Here is a 21,619-nt window from a genome sequence, read left to right on the forward strand (position 1 = left end):
TGCCTCAGGATTCCGGCGGATGGGGGTCGAGACTGGCGTTGGGTGCCAGCGTATTATCGACGACCACCTGCATACCGGAGCGCAATTTGAACACACCGCTAGTCACCACGGTTTCGCCGGCTTTCAGGCCATCGACTACGTCGACGAAATCACCGCGCGCCCGTCCCAGTTGGACGAATTGCTGACGCAGCAGTTGCTCGCTTTCCCCGGTTTTCTCATCCTGGTGTTTTTCAACCACGAACACCGAGTCGCCGAAGGGCGCGTACAGCACTGCGGTCGCGACCACCGGCAACACTGATTGCCTGTCCGGCTGCAGCACCTCGACCTGGGCAAACATGCCTGAACGCAGTTTCTCCTCGGGATTAACAACCAGTGCCCGCACTCGCACGTTGCGCGTTACCGGGTCGACCTCTGGATTCACCGCGATGACCTCACCGGAAAAGATATCCCCCGGTGCGGCGTCGGTGGTTACGCGCACGCTCATGCCCGGCTTCAGTTGCAGGATCTGCTGCTGAGGCACCGAGAAATCCACATGAATCGGATCCAGCGTTTGTAGCGAGACGATGGGGTCGCCTTCGCGCAGAATCTGGCCGAGATTGACCAGACGCAGCCCCAGATGGCCAGCAAACGGCGCGCGCACCGTCTTCTTCGCGATCAGCGCGCGCATGTTGTCGACCTGGGCAGCGGTCTCCTTGAACTTGGCCTCGGCGCTATCGACGGCCTCTCGCGAGACCATGTTTTTCTTGCCCAACTCGCGTGCCCGTGTGACATCCGCCCTAGCCAACGCGGCGGTTGCCTCCGCCGAGGCGAGCTGGGCGTTTTCGCTCGCTGTATCGAGCTGCACCAGCATGTCACCCTTTTCAACGACGGCGCCGGACTCAAAGGCGATCCGCTCCACACGGCCATTGGCCTCGGCGCTCACCGTCACACCCTGTACGGCGGACACGGTGGCCGTGGCAGCGATGGCCTGCTCCCAGGTTGCCTTGTCAACGGTCATGGCAGTGACGGTCTCGGGCGGTTGCACCATGTTTTTGGCAGCCTCACCCATCGCCCCGAATTGACCGAACTTGGCATAGACGAGAGCACCGACCACAATAGCCACGCCGATGGCGGCGAAGAGCAGTTTTTTCAGCATTGCATCTGAAAACCTCGGTTAACGAGGACTACATGGACTCGTCGAATGACGCATCACGGAATCGACGTAACTCAATCAGATAAATGTAGTGCATAGCCCGGATACAGCACAGCGAAGCCAGGATTACAACATCAACGCTAGGGAGTTCGTCGGGGAAAGGCTTGTCGGTGACGCTGACGCCTCCACAACACGATTGCGTTGCACTACACGAGAAAGGGTTTTCTCCGTGTTGTTGATTCTTGGCACCATCAAACGACTAGCTGTTGATAGGTCCATCAAATTTCATAGAGGGACAACGATGATGAATTACGTCGATGGGTTTATGGCGATTTCGAGATGATTGTGCAAGCCTGAGCTGCAGAAGTTGTCGCCCTACCCTGCCACGAATCGCCTCACCGCATCGATGAATTCCTGTGCCGCCGGCTCGCGGCCCAGCAGCAGGTGGCCATCGCTATCAAGACTCGTGAACTCCGCGTTGGGAATTGAGGCAGCGATCTCGCGCCCTGAATCGATCGGAATGCGGCCATCGCGCAGCGAGTGAATGACCAGGGTGGGTGCGCGCACCAGGCCGAGCCGGTGACGCACGTCGATATCTCCGAAGGCCGAAAGAAAGCGCGCCGCGTTCTCCGGCGAGGTGGTGCGCCGCTGGAATTCATTGAACCAAGTAAGTTCCTCATGGGTGGCGCTGGGCATGAAGGTCGAGGAAAAGATCTGTCGATACGCCGGGTTGTCCTGCCCCCAGCCGGCTTTCGTCAAGGTGAGAATAGCCTCGCGCTCCTTGAGCATTTGCGGCGAGGCATCGATTCGCCAACCGGCGGCATAGGCGCCGAATAGAATAAGCTGCGATACCCGCTCGGGGTGGCGCACCGCGTACTCGATCGACACCGCGGCGCCTTGAGAGATGCCCAGCAGCGCGAAGCGCTCGAGGCCGAGCGCATCGATCACCGTCTCGAGATCCGTGATGAAAACATCGAAAGAAATCTCGCCGATGTCCCAGTCCGAGAGCCCGTTGCCACGCTCGTCGTAGCGTACCAGCAAATGCTCGCTGGCGAGTTCGCGAAACAGCGGGCTCCAGATTGGCGCGTCCCAGTCGAGCTCCAGATGGGTCAGCCAGTTGGCGGCCTTGACCAAGGGCGGACCCTCGCCGACACAGGCATAGGCGATGCGCACTCCATCCTTCGCGGTGCAGAAGTGAATCTTCTGGCGCGCCAACAACTGGCGAGGATGTTCGCTATCCGACTTGACGATAGGCTGCTCCGAGAGCGGTTCTAGCGGCCATTCTAGTCCGGCGCCGCGAAAACGCCGCTCCAACTCGCGGGACAAGGATTCGGCTTCCTGGGAAAGCGCCACTTGACGAAGGCAAACCAAGAGACGTGAGGCCGCCTCTCGGTTGAACGGATCCGCTTCCAGCCAAGCCTTGCTCCAGGGCAGCGCTTGATCGGGAGTCAAATTACTATGAGTGGCCAGCCGTTGCAGTACGCACACCTGTAGGCGCTGTACCTCCTGACGCTCGGCGGTCAGCCAGCGCTGAAAGGACTCCTGGTTGGGCAGATCGAGACCTTCGAGCAGCGGTTCGGCCAAGCGATCCGCCATCTCGCGCAATGGTACGACTGTAAGCCCCTCCTGCTCGAGCCCTGTTGCCAGGCGGCGGATATCGATCTCGGCCTGATGTGGTGCGAAGGTCACCCGTTCGCGATCCGCTACCAGCCGTTCGGTGGCGGCATCGTTGACCACCGAGCGCAGCTTGCTCAAGGACCAGCGCAAGGCGGCGCGTGGATCGTCGGGTATGTCCCAGAACATCTCACATAGCCGATCGCGACGCTGGGGACGCGCGGTCAAAGCGAGATAGGCCAACAGGGCACGGGTCTTCTTCGACGCCGGCAAAGGCATAGTCACGCCATCCTGGCTTACCGTCAGTTCTCCCAGGGTTCGAATCGCCAGCTTAGGCATCGTTGCGCGCCCACGAAGTGGCTTCATCACCTACAGTTTCGACGGCTTTTTGCGAAAATTCCACGCTGGTTACAACGCTGGCTACCACGACAGGCACATAAATTTCATGTGGCAAGGCTCGGCACAGGGCCGTGGCCAAAAGAGGTACACCAGCATGACCTATCGTACAAAAGTTCTACCCCAGGCCTCCGGCGAATTGTTTCTGACCGATGGCGGCCTGGAGACGGATCTGATCTTCAACCGCGGCGTCGAGATTCGCGAATTCGCCGCCCACACCCTGCTTTCCAGCGCAGCGGGCCGCCATGCCTTGGCCGAGTATTTTCGCGGATTCCTGTCCCTCGCCCGAGAATGCGGGACCGGCTTTATCCTCGACGCTCCGACCTGGAAGGCTCATGGCCACTGGGCGCAGGATCTCGGCGCCTCGGAAAGCGAGCTGCACGCGGCGAATCTTGAAGCCGTGAACTTCATCGCGACGTTGCGAGATGAGTTTGTCGGCAACAAAGGGCCCGTCGTGCTCAATGCGGTCATCGGCCCCAAGGGCGACGCCTACGCACCGGAAACCCTGCTGAACGCCGCCGAGGCCGAGGAGTATCACGCCCAGCAGATCGGTTGGCTGGTCGACAGCGAAGTGGAGATGGTCTCGGCGCTCACCTTCACCCAGGCCGAGGAGGCCACCGGCATCGTCAAGGCGGCGCACAAGGCCGATCTGCCCATCGTCGTCTCCTTCACTGTGGAGACCGATGGCCGACTGCCCACTGGTCAGCCCCTGGGCGAGGCCATCCAGGAGGTAGATGCAGCGACCCGGCAGGCCGCGTCCTACTTCATGATCAACTGCGCGCATCCGGAGCATTTCCTCGATGCCATCACCGACGAAAGCTGGACGCGCCGCATCAAGGGGTTGCGCTGCAACGCCTCGCGCTGCAGCCACGCCGAACTGGATGCTGCGGAGGAACTCGATGCGGGCAACCCCCGGGAGCTGGCGTCCCTCTATCGCGCACTGGTCGCCAGGATGCCCTGGATCAACGTGCTCGGCGGCTGCTGCGGCACGGACCTGCGCCATGTCAGTGCGATCGTCAATGCCTTCAACTCGGACGACGCCATGGCGAGCTAAGCCGGCCAACAACCTGGAACTGGCCGACAACGACCACACGACGACAGGAGACTTAATCATGAAAATGAAGACATTCACCCTGACTGCCGCGGCAGTGCTCGTCACCGCGATCAGTAGCGCTTCCCTCGCCCACGATGACGCGCGCAAGACGGAGCTGTTCAAGCCCGGCGTCGGCTTCGCCGGCGAGCGCGCCGAGCCGACGGCGAATCCTGCCGCTCGGGTGCCGCTGTATACCGGGCTCGGCAGCCGCAGCTACAAGATCACCACCCGTAGCCCACGAGCCCAGGCATATTTCGATCAAGGCTTGAAGCTCGCCTGGGGCTTTAACCACGCCGAGGCGCGCCGCGCCTTCCGCGAGGCCCAGCGGCTCGATCCGAGCTGTGCCATGTGCTTCTGGGGCGAGGCCTTCGTGCTAGGTTCCAATATCAACGATGCCATGCACGATGAGGCCATCGCCCCGGCCTTCGAGGCGATCAGCCAGGCGATGGCATTAAAGAGCACTGCGACTTCCAGGGAGCGGGCACTGATCGAGGCCCTGGCCAAGCGCTACGCTGCGGACTCAAACGCGGATCGCGTGGCGTTGGATCAGGCGTGGGCGGACGCCATCCGGACGGTCGCCCAGCGCTATCCGCAGGATGCGGATATCCAGGTGCTCTACGCCGACGCCATGATGAACCTGCAACCCTGGGATTACTGGGAAGCGGACGGCGTCACCCCCAAGGGGTATGCGGCGGATATCGTCGCCACCCTGGAGCGTGCGCTTGTCACCGCGCCGGGGCATCCGGCGGCGGCGCACCTCTATATTCACGCCGTGGAAGCCTCCGCGACCCCGGAACGCGCGGAGTCTCATGCGGACGCCCTGCGCGGCACGATGCCGGGAGCCGGTCATCTGACGCACATGCCGGCGCATATCTATAGCCGGGTCGGTCGCTACAAGGATTCGCTGGCCGTCAACCGGGACGCCATCGCCGCAGACGAGCGAATGCTGGAGGCGATGGGCGATGCCGCTAGCCCGCTCTACCGCTTCGGCTATTATCCGCATAACGTGCATTTCCTGATGGTGGCCGCCCAACTGTCCGGGGCCAAGGAGGACGTGCTGGCATCCGCCGAGAAGCTCGACGCCATCACCTCGGATGAGGTTTCCGCCGAGCTCGGCTGGGCGCAGGCGATCAAGACCGCGCCCTATTCCGCCCACGCCCAGTTCGCGGAACCGGAAGCCATCCTGGCGCTGGCTGACCCCGGCGACCGCTTCCCCTTCGTCAAGGGCTATTGGCACTATGCCCGTGGCGTAGCCTTCGCCCGGCTAGACCGGATCGACGAGGCTTTGGCGGAAGCGAGGGCACTGAACGAGCTATACACCAACGCGGATCTGGACGGATTAGAGGCACAGTACGTCCCGGCGCGCACCCTGCTCGAGATCGCCAAGCACGTGGTGGAAGCGCGAGTCGAACAGGCCCGGCAAGACTACTCGGCTGCCGAGCACCACCTGCAGGAAGCGATTGCCCTGGAAGATACGATTGCCTACATGGAACCGCCCTACTGGTACTACCCCATCCGCCAGACTCTCGCGGCGGTTCAGCTTCAGAACGGCCGCGCCCAAGAAGCGATCTCGACCTTCCACCAGGCGCTGACGAAACAGCCGAAAAACGGCTGGGCGCTATGGGGACTACTGCAGGCGCAGCAACAAGCCGGCGACGCCTCCGCCAGGCAGACAGAGCGCGAGTTTCGCCGGGTATGGCTTGGGGATAATGCCTTGCTGGCACTGGATCGGCTGTGAGCCTATTTCATGACCGGCCAGCAATATCGCTGGCCGGTCTGCAAACAAGGGTAAATACGCGAACAAACGACTTCTTAACCAAGCACCTCGACCGGCATGCCCACCTCCAGTTCCCCACCGGTCAGCACGACCAGATTCTGACCGAATTCGACTTGTCCGGTCAGACCACGCCGGTACCCTGCCAGGGTGCGCAGGGGCTCGCGTTGATCGATGAAGGTACCGGTCTGCGGATCGACGGTGATCATGGCGCAGCGGGTACAGGGTTTGCGCACCGCGAGTTCCGTCTCGCCGATGCGCAGCAGATGCCACTGATCTTCGGCAAAGGGTAGATCACCGGACACCACCAAATTGGGTCGGAACTGGGCCATGACGTGATCGCCCGGGGCACGTTGATTAAGATCCTCGAGAGAGGCTTCACCGATCATCATCAAGGGAAAGCCATCGGCGAAACTGAGTCGTTTACCGATCGCCTGGCGATAACGCGGCGAACGCTCGCCCAGCCATAGGAAACGCGCCGGCTCGCCGATCGCCTGCTCGCACCAGCGATCCGCTTCGGGTGTGGTGGTCAATGCCCGGAAACTGTCATTCCATACTTGAGTCGCAAAGGACGCTTTTTCGAAGGCGTCGAAGGCGAGCGCCAGGGGCTTAAGGGCCGGGTGATACAGCACGATCCCTGCATCGTTCAACTCTCCACGAATCGTCACCAGCTGCGGATGAGAGCGGGCGGTGAGAAAAACGCCGTCGGGTCTTGCCAGCATGAAGCGTCGATCACCCTCAAGCCCCTCTTCATCCACGGCGGTACGCTCCAGCGACTCACCGGCAGTGGATTTGATCGGATAGCGATAGAGAGCTGACAGGTGCAACCTATTGGAGGGCATTGGACGCTTTCCTGCTCATGGATGACGATCTTCAAGGTTATAACGCGCCATCACTTGCTGGCGAGCTTGGGCTTGAAGCCAAAGCCTTCGATGGCATCGCGTAGATCACCGCTGTTTTTCTTCAATTCCACTCTCAGGGTCGAAAACTCGCGGCGCACCGGATATTCGGCACGATAACGATCGAAGGCCTGGGTCAGGCCCAGCCGTCTGCGATAACGATCAAACCCGAGCATGTCGCGACGCACGTCATAGCAGGCCCGGACACATAACGACAAGGCCTCCATGGGCGGCGCTGAACCCGACAGCACGATCTTGCGCAGCCAGTTTTCGGGTTTGATCTGGCCGAGCTTGCGCCGCGCCGGCAAGCCGAAATGGCGCATCATGGCTTGATAGACCCGTTCGGTACCCAGCATCTTGCCATCCAGGCTATAGCCGGCAATGTGTGGCGTGGCGATATCCACCAGATCATAGAGGACTTGGTCGATGGCGGGCTCGTTTTTCCATACGTCGAGCACGGTGCTCAGATCCGCCCGCTCCTCGAGGCGCTGACGCAGAGCCATGGTATCTATGCAGGTGCCCCGACCAGTATTGATCAACAGCGTTCCGGGTTTCAGCGCTGCAATACGTGTCGCGTCCAGTAGGTGACGGGTGGGATGCTCCCCTTCGTTGGTCAAGGGCGTGTGCATGCTGACGATGTCGGCGCGCTCGATCAGCGTATCGATATCGATGAAATCGTCACGATTTTCCGTTTCGGCTCGAGGTGGATCGCAGATCAGACAGGTGACATCGAGCGCCTCGAGCCGTTGGCGCAGGCGATCACCCACATTGCCGGCACCGACGATGCCAACGGTACGCTCCGCCAGCACGAAGTCCTGCTCTTCCGCCAGCATCAGCAGGCTGGAAAGCACATAATCGACCACGGACTCGGCATTGCTGCCCGGAGCGCTGGCAAAGCCGATCTGCTTGTCCCGCAGATAGTCGATATCCACGTGATCGGTCCCGATGGTGCAGGTACCCACGAAGCGTACCCGGGAGCCTTCTAACAGTGCGGCATCGACTCGGGTGATGGAACGCACCACCAGAATATCCTTGTCGTGCACGGCAGCGTTATCGATCTCACGCCCCGGCAACCGGACGATCTCGCCCAGCTCACCGAAGAATTCGTCCGCCAAGGGAACGTTCTGATCCACTAGTATGCGCATGGGTTGTCTCGCTTCTTGTTCGCAGGCTGGAGGCGGTTACAATATTGCACGCCATCTTAGGCCGCGCCTTCGAGCGCCACAAGGATAAAGCCGCCCGCCACAGGAGACCGCGTGATCGTCCGCTGGGAAAGCAACCATGACTACGTGCTCGTGCATGTTCATCAAGACATGTTCGGCGACTGGATATTCAGCCATGCCTGGGGCCAGATCGGCACCCAGTTCGGGGGTCTCAAACATCAGGTGGCGGGGAGTCACGATCAGGCCTTGATGTGGCTGGACGACGTCGCCCACATCCAAGGATCGCGAGGCTTTCAAAAGGTGCTCGAAGCCAACGATGACAGCCCCGAGGGACGCGATGCCGTCCGGCAGTTATCACTGCTGGGCATTTGAGACGCTAGCCGAGAAAGCGTCGTCCATTAACCCTTCGCGCACCGCCTGGTGGCGTTGGCGCCTCTTGACCCCGCGCATCTGCGACCGTTGCCAGCAATCCGCGAGCTTCGAGCCAGGCCGCCAATAGATTCGGCTCGAACCCACGCTCCAGCTCATCACCTTGCTCGTCCACCAGTACCGGAATCCGCATGCCATAATGCTCGATCAGGGCGTCGTCCTCGGCGATCTCGACCCGCTCGAGGACGATGTGTCCGACTCCGATACGAGCCAGTTCGGTCTCGAGCTGCTCGCAGAGATGGCAGCCCAGAGTGGTATAAAGCCTCAGTTGGCTCATGCGTCCTCGCGATGACGAATCAGGAAACAGTGATGCAGGTTAGGACGGCGCTGAAAATCCGGATCGAAGGTCTGAGCCGAGATGTCCTCCACCGCATAGCGTTCGCGCACGCCGTCGTCGAGCTTGAAACGCCGCTGATTGTTCGAGAAGATCAGCGTCCCTTCCGGGGCCAGGCGGGCCATGGCTAGATCCACAAGGCGGCCATGATCGCGCTGGATATCCAGGCTCTCCTCCATCTTCTTGGAGTTGGAGAAGGTCGGGGGATCGAGAAAGATCAGATCGAACTCGCTGCCGGCGGTCTCCAGCCAGTGAAAACAATCCTCCCGCACAACGCGATGGCGACTGGGATCGATACGATTGAGCGCCAGGTTGTCCCGGGCCCACTCCAGATAGGTGTTGGAAAGATCCACGCTCACGCTGTCGCTGGCGCCGCCCTTTTCATTTCCCAATGCAGCCTGCACCGTGGCGGCACCGGTGTAGCAGAACAGGTTGAGAAAACGCTTGCCGGCGGCCATTTCGGCGATCCTGCGCCGTACCGGGCGATGATCGAGAAAGAGTCCCGTATCCAGATAATCGCGCAGATTGACCCATAGCAGCGCACTGCCTTCCCGCACCTGGAAACGCTCACCGCTGCTGTCGCGCTTCTGGTACTGGGCCTTGCCCGTCTGTCGCTCGCGCTGCTTGAGGTAGATACGATCGGGGCGCACCTCCAGCACCTCGGGGATCACGCCCAAGGCATCCATGAGTCGACGCTGGGCCTGAGCGGCATCGACGGATTTCGGTGGTGCGTATTCCTGAACATGCACCCGATCACCATAGACATCCACCGCCAGGGCATATTCCGGCATGTCCGCGTCGTAGAGGCGATAACAGCTCTCGCCACTCTGCTTGAGCCACTTCTTGAGGCGCTTGCGATTCTTCTCAAGGCGGTTGGCGAACATCTGCGCGCCTTCCGAGTGCCGGGATGCGGACTCGGGCTTTGACGGTGCTTGCTCGAGGGTCCCCGACGCACTGCTCTCAGACACGTCGTTCGCAGGTACATCGATCAACAGTAGCTTGCAGTCCAGGGCGCCGTTCTTGAAGACGTACTGCTTGCGCGCCCGCAGCCCGGTACGATGGCCAAGCTCCGGGTTGCCGGTGAACAGGGCCAGGGTCCAGCCAGGGAATTCACGGCGCGCCCGTTCGCCCAGGTCCGCATACAGGGGCACCAGCTCCGGCAGCTCGCCAATACGCTCGCCGTAAGGGGGGTTGGTGATCATCAGCCCCGGCTCATCGCAATCTTCTGGCCGACGTAGTCGAGCTACAGCGCCGCCTCGAAAGTCGATCAGCGCGGGAATGCCGGCGCGCATGGCGTTGCTCTTGGCAGCAGACAACGCCTGAGGGCTTTGATCGACGCCGTAGAGCTTTGATTTGATTCGCCGTCGCCCTATGCTTGCCCGTGCCTCGGCTTCGCGCTTGAGTTCGCGCCATAGCACGTTATCGTGCCCTGCCCAGCCATGGAAGCCAAAGCGTTCCCGATTGAGGTTCGGCGCGATATCCGCCGCCATCAGCCCTGCTTCGATGACCAGGGTGCCGGATCCGCACAGCGGATCAATGAGCGGCTCGCCACGTTTGGCCCGCGCCGGCCAGTCTGCCCGCACCAATAGTGCCGCCGCCAGGTTCTCTTTGAGGGGTGCATGGCCGGGGTCGCGGCGATATCCTCGCTGATGCAGGCTGGTGCCGGCCAGATCGATGCCCAGAGTCAATCGACCGCGATGCAGATGCACGTACAAGCGCATATCCGGCTGACGCAGCTCCACTCGCGGACGCTCTTGACCCGCTTCGCGTAGCGCATCCACCACTCCGTCCTTGACCGTCTGAGCGCCGAAACGGGTATGGCGGATATGCTCTGACTGACCGTGAAAATCCACCGCCAGGGTCGTCCCGGGTGCCAGATGTTGTGTCCAGTCGATGCGTCTTGCCACTGCCTGCAGCGCTTCCGGGCGCTCGACCCCCTCTTCTCGCGCAAGACACAATACGATGCGATTGGCCAGCCGCGACCATAGGCAGGCGCGGTAGGCCACTTCGAGTGCTGCCTGGAAGTAGACGCCGGCCACGGTGCTCTTGGTCGCCTGTCCGCCCAGACTACCGATTTCGGCGGCCAGAAGCTCTTCATTACCCTTGGGACAGGTAGCGAAAAGAATCATCGCGTCTTTTTTTTGATGCTCAGACATGGAATGAGAATCCCGGCATGGTGCGCTTTAATCCTCTTTTCTTTAACTAGTAACATTTTGGCAACAATTTGATGCTCGACAACACTAGTCGAATTGGTCTAAACATTAAGTCTAGTAGCTACTGAAAAAACGCATGCGTTTCTTGTCCGGACCCGGGGAATTTGCAAGGGTATTTTTTGCTTTCCTGGCAAATATTTCTTGAGTCCAAACTTGGTCTTTTCAGTGAGGTCATCCGATGAAACGACAGAAACGTGATCGCTTCCAGCGTGCTTATGTTCATGGGTATAAGGCTGGCATGGGAGGTCGCTCCCGAGATGACTGCCCCAGTCAGGATATCAATATTCGCGAATACTGGATGAGCGGTTGGCGTGAAGGTCGCGGGGATCAATGGTCGGGAATGACAGGTGTTTCCGGTATCCATAAAAACCCCATGGTGACTTGATTCAAGTATAGCTTTTCCGATCCGCTGATCGGCTAAAGAGACCCTTCAAGGCCCGTGTCTATGTCGCGGGCCTTCCTGTTTTTCTACGCTCTGCAAGGCCCGAACACATTCACCGACCAAACCAGGGCCTTGATAGATAAATCCGGTGTAGAGCTGAACCAGATCGGCGCCCGCCTCTCGCTTGGCCACCGCCCTCTCACCACTGTCGATGCCGCCGACACCGATGATCGGCAAGCTCGGCAGACAGCGGCGCAGCTCTTGTATCACGCGGTTGGATACCTCGAATACCGGGCCGCCGGACAACCCCCCTTGCTCGTCGGCGTGAGGCAAGCCGCTTACCGCCTCCCGGGATACCGTGGTATTGGTGGCAATGACCGCGTCGATGGCATTGCCCTCGAGGGCTCGGGCAACGAGCATTATTTCGTCATGCTCCATATCCGGAGCGATCTTGACCGCCAGTGGTACCGGCTTGCCCTTTTGCCGATCGAGACGCGTACACTCTTCGCGCAGTGCGCCAAGCAATGCATCAAGCTGCTCGCCAAACTGCAAGTTACGCAGCCCCGGTGTATTGGGCGAGGAGATATTGACCGTGATGTAGTGAGCGTGAGCATGTATCCGCGTCAGACAGGTCACATAATCATCGACGGCGCTTTCCACCGGTGTGGTCAAGTTCTTGCCGATATTGATGCCGATCACGCCGTCATAACGGCTCTTGCGCACGTTGGCGATGAGGTGATCGACGCCGGCATTGTTGAACCCCATGCGATTGATGATGGCGTGCCGCTGCGGCACGCGGAACATACGCGGACGCGGATTACCTGGCTGGGGCTTGGGTGTCACCGTTCCCACTTCGACGAAGCCGAACCCCAGTGCCCCAAGAGCGTCCAGGTGATCGGCATTCTTGTCCAAGCCCGCCGCGAGCCCCACCCGATTGGCAAAGCGCAACCCCATCAGTTCGACAGGGTCGTTACCGGTATCGCGCTTGTGCCAAACACCAAGAGCGCCGGTGCGATGCACTACATCCAGGCTCCTGAGTGAAAGCTCGTGGGCCGTCTCGGGATCGAGACGAAAGAGCAATGCGCGGGCAAGACTGTACATCATGCTTCTCTATTGAGTATCGAGTTGCTGCACTCGTAGGGTGTAGTTATTGACGCCGCTATTGGCGCTACCGAATTTCTGGCCATTGACCCAAACGGTATATCGCCCTGGCGTCAGCCGAGTTTCAATGTCGAAATCGCCCTCGAACCCCTTGGCCTTGTCACTGGCGACGACGTTACCGTTCTCATCCAGCACCCGGGCTTCAAGGCGATAGCTGGTCTCGCTGCCGACGAAGGTGGAACTGGTGATGGAAACGGTGCCGGCCTCGACTACGTCAAAGCTCAACACTTCGCCCTTGGTGCGAATATCGATATCCGCCACGATTTCGTCGAAGGCATCCGGCATCACCTGCTCGGACGCATTGCCACCTCGGGTAACCTCATCAGCGGCTGCTTCGCTTTCGGAGCCTGCCGTGGCGTTCTGCGGCGACGGCACATCGAGAGCACTTTGCTGCTGCGAGGACAAGGAGGGTGAGGGGTCATTCGTCGGCATGCTTCCCGACGTTCCGGCAGAGCGACTAGCCTTGGGCGCCGCAATGGCGGCCACTTCATCGTCACTATTGACGAACGCCGTGGTGCGGCCATCACGTCCGGCGCCACCGAACTGGATACCCGATCCGCCATCGATTCCGCTGGCGTCGGTGTCCAGACGCTCGCCACTGGCATCGAGGCCGGCGACTGCAACGGTATAGCTGTTACCGCCGGTGGATTCACTACCGAACTTGTTGGCCGAGACGCGTAACACATAATCGCCCGGCTCGAGTTCCTCGACCAGTCGCAGCCCGCCATTCTGGCCAAGCCCCTTACCGCTTGCCAGAACATTGCCTCGAGCATCCAGCAACGCCGCTTCGATACGATAATCGACGGAATCACCGACGAAGGTGCTACTGGTAAAGGCGTAGCGCCCCGCTTTTTCAACGGTAAAAGGATGTTCGTGAGTGCCGCCGAAACCGAAGCTTTGGCTCCGGGCATCGGTACGCGAGGTAAAGAAACGGCTGAGATCGACCTTGGCGGCGGCCTTTTCGGCACGTTGTAGTGCCGCACTATCCGCTAAAGTGGGTAACGCCACACTGGACAGTCCCAGCGCCACGACGACAGGGAGTGCACGATATTTCATAGGGCCTCTCTACAATGACATTAGGGGAATCGCTGACCGGGTCGTGGCACAGCATACCAGAGAGAGCGCAATACGCATCGCTCTGCCGATAAATGCGCTTCACGCAGTGCGATGAGGAGAAAGCACAAGGCCTCTGCCCGAGCCATGTCGAACAGAGGCCTTCTATGGCGCTTGATGTTTTCTGGTCAACCCTTCCTATTCACTTTTTCAGCTTTCGCTGTTGCTCTCAGAAAGATCGACCAGCTTGCGAATCGCCACGGCGAACAAGGCAAAGCTCGTCTGCACCCCGGCGTTCATCTCGGTGATCAGCTTGCACCAGCGCTCATGCAGGTCCTCATGGCGCTTGAGCCACTCTTCCACTCGCGGTTTAGCATCCTTCGGTGCGTCCTCCAGATTCAGCACATTGACCGTGAGGGCCAACTGCTGGCGATCGAGATCGTCGCGGAACGCCTCCCGAGCCTGGGTCTGCCAGCTGTCGCGAACCTCCAGGGCGTTGACCTGCTCGGTCATCCACGGCAGTTCCAGGCGCTGACCTAGTTCGTAGTAGACATCGGCGACGCGATGGATCTTCTCGTCAGTCTGGCGTGCCGCTCCGACGATGCCGAGCCCGGCGTAGAGGTTGTGGGTCGCGGCAATGATGTCCGCCAGCGCCTTGGGCACCCCGGCCTTGTCCAGGTCGTCGCGACGCTTTTTCCAGGCCTTGAGATCGTCGCCTCCTAGCCGTTTGCCGATGCTCTCCTGGAGTTGCGTCAAGCGCGGCGCGAAATAGTCGATGTTCTCCTGGGCCGATAGGCTGGAGCGCTGACGCAGGAACCAGCGAGCCATGTGATAGATCAGGCTTCTCAACTCGAGCATCATGCGATACTGCACCTGACAATCGACCTTGTTATCCAGCGCTTCGATCTGTTGCCACAGACTTCCCAGGTTAAAGCTGTCTCGGGCAATGATGTACGCCCGGGCAATCTCGGCACGCCCCGCCCCGGTAGTGTCCAGCAACCGCCTGACGAAGACGATCCCCATGTGATTCACCAGATCGTTGGCGATCAGCGTAGCGACGATCTCGCGCTTGAGGCGATGATCGTATATCTGCTTGCTGAAGCGCTTGACCAGCACTTCCGGAAAGGCGGACTCCAGGTAGGATTGAATATAGGGATCGTCCGGCACCTCGGAGGCGATCAGGTCGTCCTTCAGGGTACTCTTGGAGTAGGAAATCAACACCGACAGCTCCGGCAGCGTCAGGCCTTCGCCTGCGTTGGAGCGCTCGATGAGCGTTTCATCGTCCGGCAGGAACTCCAGCTCGCGATCGAGATGTCCGCTGGCTTCGAGCTCGTTGATGAAGCGCCGGTAAGGCTCCATGTTCTGCTTGGCTAGAATTACCGACAGGGAAAGCGCCTGGGCCTGCCGATAGTTGCTTAATAGCACCAGCCTGGCGACATCCTCGGTCATGTCCGCCAGCAACTGGTTGCGCTGCTTGTCGGTCATGTCTCCCTGCTTGACGATGTCGTCGAGCAGGATCTTGATGTTGACCTCCTGGTCCGAGCAGGTCACGCCGCCGGCGTTGTCGATGAAGTCGGTGTTGACCTGCACCCCACGCCAGGCTGCTTCCATGCGCCCACGCTGCGTCATACCCAGGTTACCGCCCTCACCGATGACTCGACAGTTGACCTCGCGGCCATCGATACGCAGGCTATCGTTGGCCTTGTCGCCTACGTCCGCATGCGACTCTGCGCTGGACTTGATATAGGTGCCGATACCGCCGTTCCAGATCAGATCGACCTTCGACTTGAGCATCGCGCTGATCAGGTCATTAGGTGATAGCTTGTCCGCCTTGATACCGAAGACACTCTTCATTTGCGGGGTAATGGTGATCGACTTGGCGCTGCGCTTGAAGACACCGCCGCCTTCCGAGATCAGCGAGCTGTCGTAGTCCTCCCAACTCGAGCGCGGTAGCTCGAACAGACGCTTGCGCTCATTGAAGGTCTTGGCGGCATCCGGGTCGGGGTCGATGAAGATATGCAGATGGTTGAAGGCACCGACCAGACGTATCTTGTCGGACAGCAGCATGCCGTTGCCGAAGACGTCACCCGCCATGTCGCCGATACCCACCACGCTGAACTCGTCCTGTTGAGTGTTGACGCCGAGTTCGCGGAAGTGACGCTTCACCGATTCCCAGGCACCGCGTGCGGTGATCGCCATCTTCTTGTGGTCGTAGCCGTTGGCACCCCCCGAAGCAAAGGCATCGCCTAGCCAGTGACCGTACTCGAAGGATATCTCGTTGGCGATGTCCGAAAACGATGCCGTGCCCTTGTCGGCGGCCACCACGAGATAGGGGTCGTCCTCATCATGGCGTACCACCGCCTGAGGCGGCACGATTTCCCCCCCGTCAAGATTGTCGGTGACATCGAGCAGGGCACGAATGAACAGCTGATAACAGGCGATCCCTTCCTTTTGCACCGTGTCGCGATCGGCGTTCGCCGGCATGCGCTTGCACACGAAGCCTCCCTTGGCGCCGACCGGGACGATCACCGCATTCTTGACCTGCTGAGCCTTCACCAGCCCGAGAATTTCGGTACGGAAGTCCTCGTGGCGATCCGACCAGCGCAGCCCGCCCCGGGCGACCTTGCCACCGCGTAGATGCACCCCTTCGACTCGCGGCGAATAGACGAATATCTCATAGACTGGCCGCGGCTTGGGCATGTCGGGAATCTTGGTCGGCTCGAGCTTGTAGGAGATATAGCTCTTGAATCCGCCGCTCTCATCCCTCTGATAGTAGTTGGTGCGCAGTGTCGCCTGAATCAGCTCGATGTAGCGCCGCAACAGCAGATCGTCGTTGAGACTGCCCACCGTATCGAGCAGCTCATTGAGTCGCTCCAGGCACGCATCGGTCTCCTTGTCGCGCTCCTTCTGTTCCGGATCAAGACGCAGCTCGAACAGGGTGACCAGCTCGCGAGTGATCTCGGGATAATTGGCCAGGGTGTTGGCAATGTAGCGCTGGGACAGGCTGAAACGCAGCTGCTTGAGATAGCGCGCGTAGCCACGCAACATGGCGACTTCACGCCAGGTCAGGTTGGCACCGATCACCAGACGGTTGAAGGAGTCGTTCTCCGCCTCACCGGTCCAGATGCGCTGGAAGGCATCGACGAAGACGTCACGCATCTCCTGAAGATTGACGATGTCGCTGGCGTGATGCTCCAGGGTGAAGTCGTGAATCCAGAAGGAACGCTCATCGCCATGAATGCCGTAGGGCCGCTCTCCCATCACCCGCAGGCCCAAATTCTCCATCACTGGCAATACATCGGACAAGGGAATGGGACGGTCGGCATGGAATAGCTTGAGATTGATGTCCTCTTCGTCTTCTTCCATTAGACGATAAAGGCTCAAGGACACCGGTGCACCCTCTTCGAGCTCCCCGATGTGATGTAGATCATAGACCGCCGTGCGCGCCGTGAAGTCTTCCTGATAGCTGGACGGGAAGGCGTCACGGTAGTGGCCGAGCAGTATATTGGCCTGTTCTTCGCCGAAACCTTCGATCAGGGCATTGTGCAAGTCGTCTTTCCAGCTGCGCGCTATGCCAGCGATCTTCTTCTCGAGCCGACGCAGGTCGTATTCGACCGGCGACTCGCCATTGAAGCGCAGGATGTACTGGATACGTGCCAGCACCGATTCGGAAAGATAGGTGTTGAAATCGCCGAACTCCGCATCGAGCTCCTCGCACAATAGCGTCTGTATGCGCACGCGCAGATCGGTGGAGAACACATCCCGCGGCACGAAGACCATGCAGGAGTAGAAGCGTCCGAAGCGGTCCTCGCGCACGAACAGCCGCACCCGGCGGCGTTCGCGAATGTTGAGAATGCCCAGCGCGGTTTGGGTGAGTTCCTGCGTATCGATCTGGAACAGGTCGTCCCGTGGATAGACCTCGAGGATGTTCATCAACTGCTTGCCGTTGTGACCACTGGGATTGAATCCCGAGGCCTTCATCACGGCTTGAATCTTCTTGCGCAACACCGGGACGTTGCGGGGCGAATCGTTGTACACCGATGCCGCGTAGAGCCCCATGAAGCGGCGCTCGCCGATGACGTTGCCTTTGTCATCGTAACGATCGATGGCGATGTAATCCGGATAGGCGGGACGATGCACCCTGGAGTGATAAGCGCTCTTGGCAAAGGAGAGCAATTCGGTACTCTGGGCGTTCTCGTCGGAGACAAGCTTTTCGCCACGAACGTGTTCCCGGTAACGTGGCTGGTCGAGCTTGAAGACCCCGAGATCGCTGCCCTCGACATGCTTCAGATCGGTCTGGCCTTTCTTGCCGGTCAGCTTGTGCTCGTCGTAGCCGAGGAAGGTGAAATGATCATCGATCAGCCACTCAAGGAAGGCGATGGTTTCCTTGTGATCCGCCGCGTCGATCTGATCGGGTCGCGACCCCTTGAGCTCCTCGATGGCGGCACACACTTCATCACGCATCGCATCGAAGTCCTGGACGGCGGTGCGAACATCCACCAGGACATCTTCCAGGCTGGACTCGATATCCTCGAGTACCTTTGGATCCGAGTGACGATCGATTTCGATCACGATGACGGATTCGCGGTTTTCCGGCGCGTTCTTGGCCCCTACCGAAGTGACTCGGGTCAACTGGTGCTGCTTGTCGCGCTCCACCGCCAATACCGCGTTATGGATGGCATGTACCGTGATGCCCCGACGATTGAGCTCGATACGCACCGAATCGACCAGAAACGGCATGTCCTCGTGCAATACACCCACGACCGTGTGGGAGGACTGCCAGCCATGTTTCTCGAAATCCGGGTTGTAGACACCCACCTTCGGGGTTTGGGGATCGTGTTGCTGAATGAAATGCCAGACGGACAGTGTCGCCCCATAGACGTCATCGAGATGGCGTTCGGCCAGATCCTCGAAGGGGGCATTGGCGTAGAAATCCTCGGCGAAGGCCGCGATCGTCTTCACCTTGTCCTGCGGCAGACGCTTCTTGAGCTGTTCCCGCAGTTGTGCCAGGAATTCTTTTTTGTCATCGATTGCGACGTGTTGCATCAATCACCTCGGCTACATCCGGGCGCCATTTGCGACCGGTGAATATTCATCGGTACAGCCAGATCGGCTGCGCCGCTGTGCATGCGTGTGAGTTTACTCTAGCTTAACTGGCCGACCCTATCGACATGCCCGCTTCTTCATGGCGCATGCCGGACGTGCATTGCCCTCAAACCGTGCGTCGTTCGAGCAGCACCCCGCATTCACAATGATCGGTCCAGGGAAACTGATCGAACAGCGCCATACGCGCGATGGCATGAGTGTCCTTGAGCTGTTCGAGATTGATGAGCAACGTATCGGGGTTGCAGGAGATATAGACGATACGAGAATAATCACGCAGTTGTTCGCAACTGCTCTCGTCGAGTCCGGCTCGAGGAGGATCGACCAGCACCGTGGTGAACGCGTAGTCCTCCAGTGCCATGGCACTTACCCGTCTGCCACCCTTCTCCCCCGCCTTTTTATCGGCCAAGGCCTGGGCGAATTCCTCGGCGGACATCCGTGCCACCACTGCATTGTCGATGCCGTTAGCCGCGAGATTGACCTGGGCCGACGCCACCGCGGTACGCGAGATTTCGGTGGCCAACACCCGGCGAAAATTCTCCGCCAGAGCCACGGTGAAATTACCATTGCCGCAGTAAAGCTCCACCAGATCGCCTTGCTGACTGCCTCGGGTCACCTCTCGTGCCCAGGACAGCATCTTGCGACCGACCTCTGCATTGGGTTGGGTGAAACTGTTTTCCACCTGTTGATAGACGAACTCGCGATCATCATCCAACGCCAGTCGTTCCCAGACATGGTCGCGTTCGAGCACGCGTCGCTGTTTGCGGGCACGACCGATGATCATGACGTTCAAGCGCTCTTGCAGGGCCCGCGCCTTTTGCTCCCAGGTATCATCCAGGGGACGGTGATAGATCAGGGTGATGAGCGCTTCACCGGCCAGGGTGGTCAGAAACTCTACCTGAAACAGCTTGCGTCGCAGCACGGTATCGCCTCGCAACGCCTCGATCAGCTGCGGCATCAGCTCATTGATGCGCCGGCTCGCGACGGGATACTGGTCGAGTCGAACAATCTTTTTACTGCCCAGGTCGGCAGGATCGACCTCGAACATGGCGTAGAACAGATCGTCGCCCTCATGCCACAGACGAAATTCACAGCGCTGGCGAAAGTGGCTGGGCGGCGAGGCAAAGACCTCCAGCGGCGGCGGATGGAGATGAGCGAAACGCCGCGTGATGGTGTCACGCTTGGCTTTCAACTGCTGGGGGTAGTGTTCAGGTTCGACAACGGGGATGGCCACGAGGTCTCCTCGACAAAATGACAAATGATGACGTCACTCCAGAGGCAAAGGCGCCGACAATGCCTGTAAAATCTGCGGTGAGTCAAAGCCATGAGCCTTTAGTGCCTTGGTCAGCGCCGGCCCCGGGGCGCTGGCCCAGGCCGGCCCGGTTTCACTGGCATGCTCGATCGAGGTCACGACACTTTCGACACGTCGAGCAATTGCATCTCCCGAATCGATCCAGGTGATCGGACGTGGGGCACAGGCATTCAATTCGTCACGCAACAGCGGAAAATGGGTACAGCCCAGCACCACGGTATCGAGCTCGCCAACGACCCAGAACGGTGCCAACTCGCGGTCTATCTCGACGATGTCCACTCTTTCGCCGCGAAGCTTGCGCTCGGCTTGAACCACCAAGGTATCCGCAGCCACCCGGATGATGCGACAGTGTGCGGCGAAATCACGTATCAGGGTATCGGTATAGGGCCGACGAACCGTCGCCGAGGTCGCGAGCAAACCGAAGGTAGCGCTACGTGTCGCCCTCGCCGCGGGCTTGATGGCCGGTACCGTACCGATCACGGGAATGCTCAGACGGGCACGCAGCTCGCGCAGTGCCAGAGTACTGGCGGTGTTACAGGCGACCACCAGGGCACTGGCGCCACTCGCCGCTACCGCGGCGCAGCAGACATCTGCGATGCGTGCCACCAGCCAGGCATCCGGCTTGGTGCCATAGGGCAGCATGGCGTTGTCGCAGACATAGGCCAGCGCCGCCCGAGGCAGCCGTTGACGCAGGGCGGCGGCGACCGACAGGCCGCCGACGCCGGAATCGAAGACAAGAATCGGACCGCTCATCGAGCACTCTTTCTGAAAACGTTTGCCTACTGCCCTTCGCTTCCTTCAAGCAGATAGCGCGTATTCTAACGTATCACGAGGGTAAAGATCGTTCATGAATCCCTGGAAAGCCCGGGGCCCGATATTGAGTTGCATACGGCTATAAAACGATCTCCCCACTGGCATACCAGATCTCGCTGGGCGGCATTGCTCAACTCCTAAAAATGCTCAGCCCTACCGTCGCTCACGGCGCCTTGAAGGAACCTGATTCACCACTGAACTCGCTCGTATGCACCCGATAATACCCATGGAGCTTGCCGACAGAACAAATACTGGTTATTTTTACAGTATACATTCGCCGACACTTGTTACCCTTGGAGAATCATATGGGCATCAGCCATTTCGCCGACACCTTGTCCCATACAGCAATGCCTCTCTCGCAATCCGTAGAACGTCGAGGCGCCAGCGGCTTTCCCTCACCGGCGGACGATTACCAGGAAGCCCCGCTGGACCTCAATCAGCACTTGATCCCTCATCCCGCCTCGACCTTTTTCATGCGAATAACGGGCAATAACCTGAAAAGTGTCGGCTTTCACGACGGCGACCTGCTGATCGTCGACCGTTCCTGCACCGCCGCGGCCGGTCATTGGGTGGTGGCCGTCATCGATGGCGAGCTGGCGCTGTATCAGCTGGAGGGTCAGGGGTCGCGCTGGTGGTTGCGCGGCGGCGATAACCGACAGGCGCGCCTGCCACTGGAAGACCACAACGACTGCCGACTGTGGGGGCTGGTCTGCCATGTCATCCATGATTGCAGTAGGACAGGCTGAGC

Annotated in this window: 16 protein-coding genes; 5 read left to right on the plus strand and 11 right to left on the minus strand. The window is 59.9% G+C overall.

Annotated elements, in window-relative coordinates; all coding sequences use genetic code 11:
• Nucleotides 1-4 precede the first annotated feature (4 nt).
• Both ACPF7Z_RS11910 and ACPF7Z_RS11915 read right to left on the minus strand, forming a co-directional pair.
• Nucleotides 5-1,135 (minus strand): efflux RND transporter periplasmic adaptor subunit, encoded by a 1,131-nt coding sequence (locus tag ACPF7Z_RS11910; RefSeq protein WP_425193467.1) that lies wholly within the window; start codon nucleotides 1,133-1,135, stop codon nucleotides 5-7.
• Nucleotides 1,136-1,507: 372 nt separating this feature from the next.
• A complete protein-coding gene (locus ACPF7Z_RS11915; protein ID WP_425193468.1) occupies nucleotides 1,508-3,085 on the minus strand; it encodes an alpha/beta fold hydrolase in 1,578 nt (525 codons plus the stop codon).
• 154 nt (nucleotides 3,086-3,239) lie between these two features.
• Between ACPF7Z_RS11915 and ACPF7Z_RS11920 the strand changes: the two genes are divergently transcribed.
• Together ACPF7Z_RS11920 and ACPF7Z_RS11925 are read left to right on the plus strand one after the other, a co-directional pair.
• Nucleotides 3,240-4,196 carry a homocysteine S-methyltransferase family protein gene (locus ACPF7Z_RS11920; RefSeq protein ID WP_425193469.1) on the plus strand — a complete coding sequence of 319 codons (957 nt, stop codon included), beginning with the start codon at nucleotides 3,240-3,242 and terminating at the stop codon, nucleotides 4,194-4,196.
• A 58-nt stretch (nucleotides 4,197-4,254) separates the two neighbouring features.
• On the plus strand, nucleotides 4,255-5,973 hold the full coding sequence (locus ACPF7Z_RS11925; RefSeq protein WP_425193470.1) for a tetratricopeptide repeat protein: 1,719 nt from the start codon (nucleotides 4,255-4,257) through the stop codon (nucleotides 5,971-5,973).
• Nucleotides 5,974-6,047: 74 nt separating this feature from the next.
• On the opposite strand, the gene ACPF7Z_RS11930 is transcribed toward ACPF7Z_RS11925, so the two are convergent.
• Both ACPF7Z_RS11930 and pdxB read right to left on the minus strand, forming a co-directional pair.
• The gene (locus ACPF7Z_RS11930) at nucleotides 6,048-6,851 is read right to left on the minus strand and encodes an MOSC domain-containing protein (RefSeq protein ID WP_425193471.1); all 804 of its coding nucleotides are present in this window, start codon (nucleotides 6,849-6,851) and stop codon (nucleotides 6,048-6,050) included.
• Nucleotides 6,852-6,901: 50 nt separating this feature from the next.
• Nucleotides 6,902-8,053: a 4-phosphoerythronate dehydrogenase PdxB gene (pdxB, locus tag ACPF7Z_RS11935; protein ID WP_425193472.1), complete on the minus strand. Its 1,152-nt coding sequence runs from the start codon at nucleotides 8,051-8,053 to the stop codon at nucleotides 6,902-6,904.
• A gap of 111 nt (nucleotides 8,054-8,164) precedes the next feature.
• Between pdxB and ACPF7Z_RS11940 the strand changes: the two genes are divergently transcribed.
• Entirely contained in the window at nucleotides 8,165-8,443 is a 279-nt protein-coding gene (locus tag ACPF7Z_RS11940; RefSeq protein ID WP_425193473.1) for a hypothetical protein, read from the plus strand.
• Between the two features lie 4 nt (nucleotides 8,444-8,447).
• Here the strand turns inward: ACPF7Z_RS11940 and ACPF7Z_RS11945 are convergent, their stop codons facing one another.
• On the minus strand, nucleotides 8,448-8,777 hold the full coding sequence (locus tag ACPF7Z_RS11945; RefSeq protein ID WP_425193474.1) for a glutaredoxin family protein: 330 nt from the start codon (nucleotides 8,775-8,777) through the stop codon (nucleotides 8,448-8,450).
• On the minus strand, nucleotides 8,774-10,990 hold the full coding sequence (gene rlmKL / locus ACPF7Z_RS11950; RefSeq protein ID WP_425193475.1) for a bifunctional 23S rRNA (guanine(2069)-N(7))-methyltransferase RlmK/23S rRNA (guanine(2445)-N(2))-methyltransferase RlmL: 2,217 nt from the start codon (nucleotides 10,988-10,990) through the stop codon (nucleotides 8,774-8,776). Before rlmKL ends, ACPF7Z_RS11945 begins: the two co-directional genes overlap by 4 nt.
• A gap of 235 nt (nucleotides 10,991-11,225) precedes the next feature.
• Between rlmKL and rmf the strand changes: the two genes are divergently transcribed.
• Entirely contained in the window at nucleotides 11,226-11,432 is a 207-nt protein-coding gene (gene rmf / locus ACPF7Z_RS11955) for a ribosome modulation factor (protein ID WP_425193476.1), read from the plus strand.
• Nucleotides 11,433-11,477: 45 nt separating this feature from the next.
• Here rmf and ACPF7Z_RS11960 read toward each other — a convergent pair whose 3' ends face one another.
• The 5 genes from ACPF7Z_RS11960 to murI all read right to left on the minus strand — a co-directional run bounded on the left by ACPF7Z_RS11960 (nucleotide 11,478) and on the right by murI (nucleotide 20,811).
• Nucleotides 11,478-12,530: a quinone-dependent dihydroorotate dehydrogenase gene (locus ACPF7Z_RS11960; protein WP_425193535.1), complete on the minus strand. Its 1,053-nt coding sequence runs from the start codon at nucleotides 12,528-12,530 to the stop codon at nucleotides 11,478-11,480.
• 9 nt (nucleotides 12,531-12,539) lie between these two features.
• Nucleotides 12,540-13,646, minus strand: a complete 1,107-nt coding sequence (locus tag ACPF7Z_RS11965; protein ID WP_425193477.1) for a hypothetical protein — start codon at nucleotides 13,644-13,646, stop codon at nucleotides 12,540-12,542.
• 207 nt (nucleotides 13,647-13,853) lie between these two features.
• Nucleotides 13,854-18,689: an NAD-glutamate dehydrogenase gene (locus ACPF7Z_RS11970; protein WP_425193478.1), complete on the minus strand. Its 4,836-nt coding sequence runs from the start codon at nucleotides 18,687-18,689 to the stop codon at nucleotides 13,854-13,856.
• A gap of 166 nt (nucleotides 18,690-18,855) precedes the next feature.
• Nucleotides 18,856-19,980, minus strand: coding sequence for a tRNA (uridine(54)-C5)-methyltransferase TrmA (trmA, locus tag ACPF7Z_RS11975; RefSeq protein WP_425193479.1), 1,125 nt, complete (start codon nucleotides 19,978-19,980; stop codon nucleotides 18,856-18,858).
• A 33-nt stretch (nucleotides 19,981-20,013) separates the two neighbouring features.
• Nucleotides 20,014-20,811 carry a glutamate racemase gene (murI, locus tag ACPF7Z_RS11980; protein ID WP_425193480.1) on the minus strand — a complete coding sequence of 266 codons (798 nt, stop codon included), beginning with the start codon at nucleotides 20,809-20,811 and terminating at the stop codon, nucleotides 20,014-20,016.
• A gap of 365 nt (nucleotides 20,812-21,176) precedes the next feature.
• Between murI and ACPF7Z_RS11985 the strand changes: the two genes are divergently transcribed.
• Nucleotides 21,177-21,617: a LexA family protein gene (locus ACPF7Z_RS11985; protein WP_425193481.1), complete on the plus strand. Its 441-nt coding sequence runs from the start codon at nucleotides 21,177-21,179 to the stop codon at nucleotides 21,615-21,617.
• The last annotated feature ends 2 nt before the right edge of the window (nucleotides 21,618-21,619 follow it).

Source organism: Halomonas sp. GXIMD04776 (genome assembly GCF_049808615.1).
Classification (GTDB): Bacteria; Pseudomonadota; Gammaproteobacteria; order Pseudomonadales; family Halomonadaceae; genus Modicisalibacter.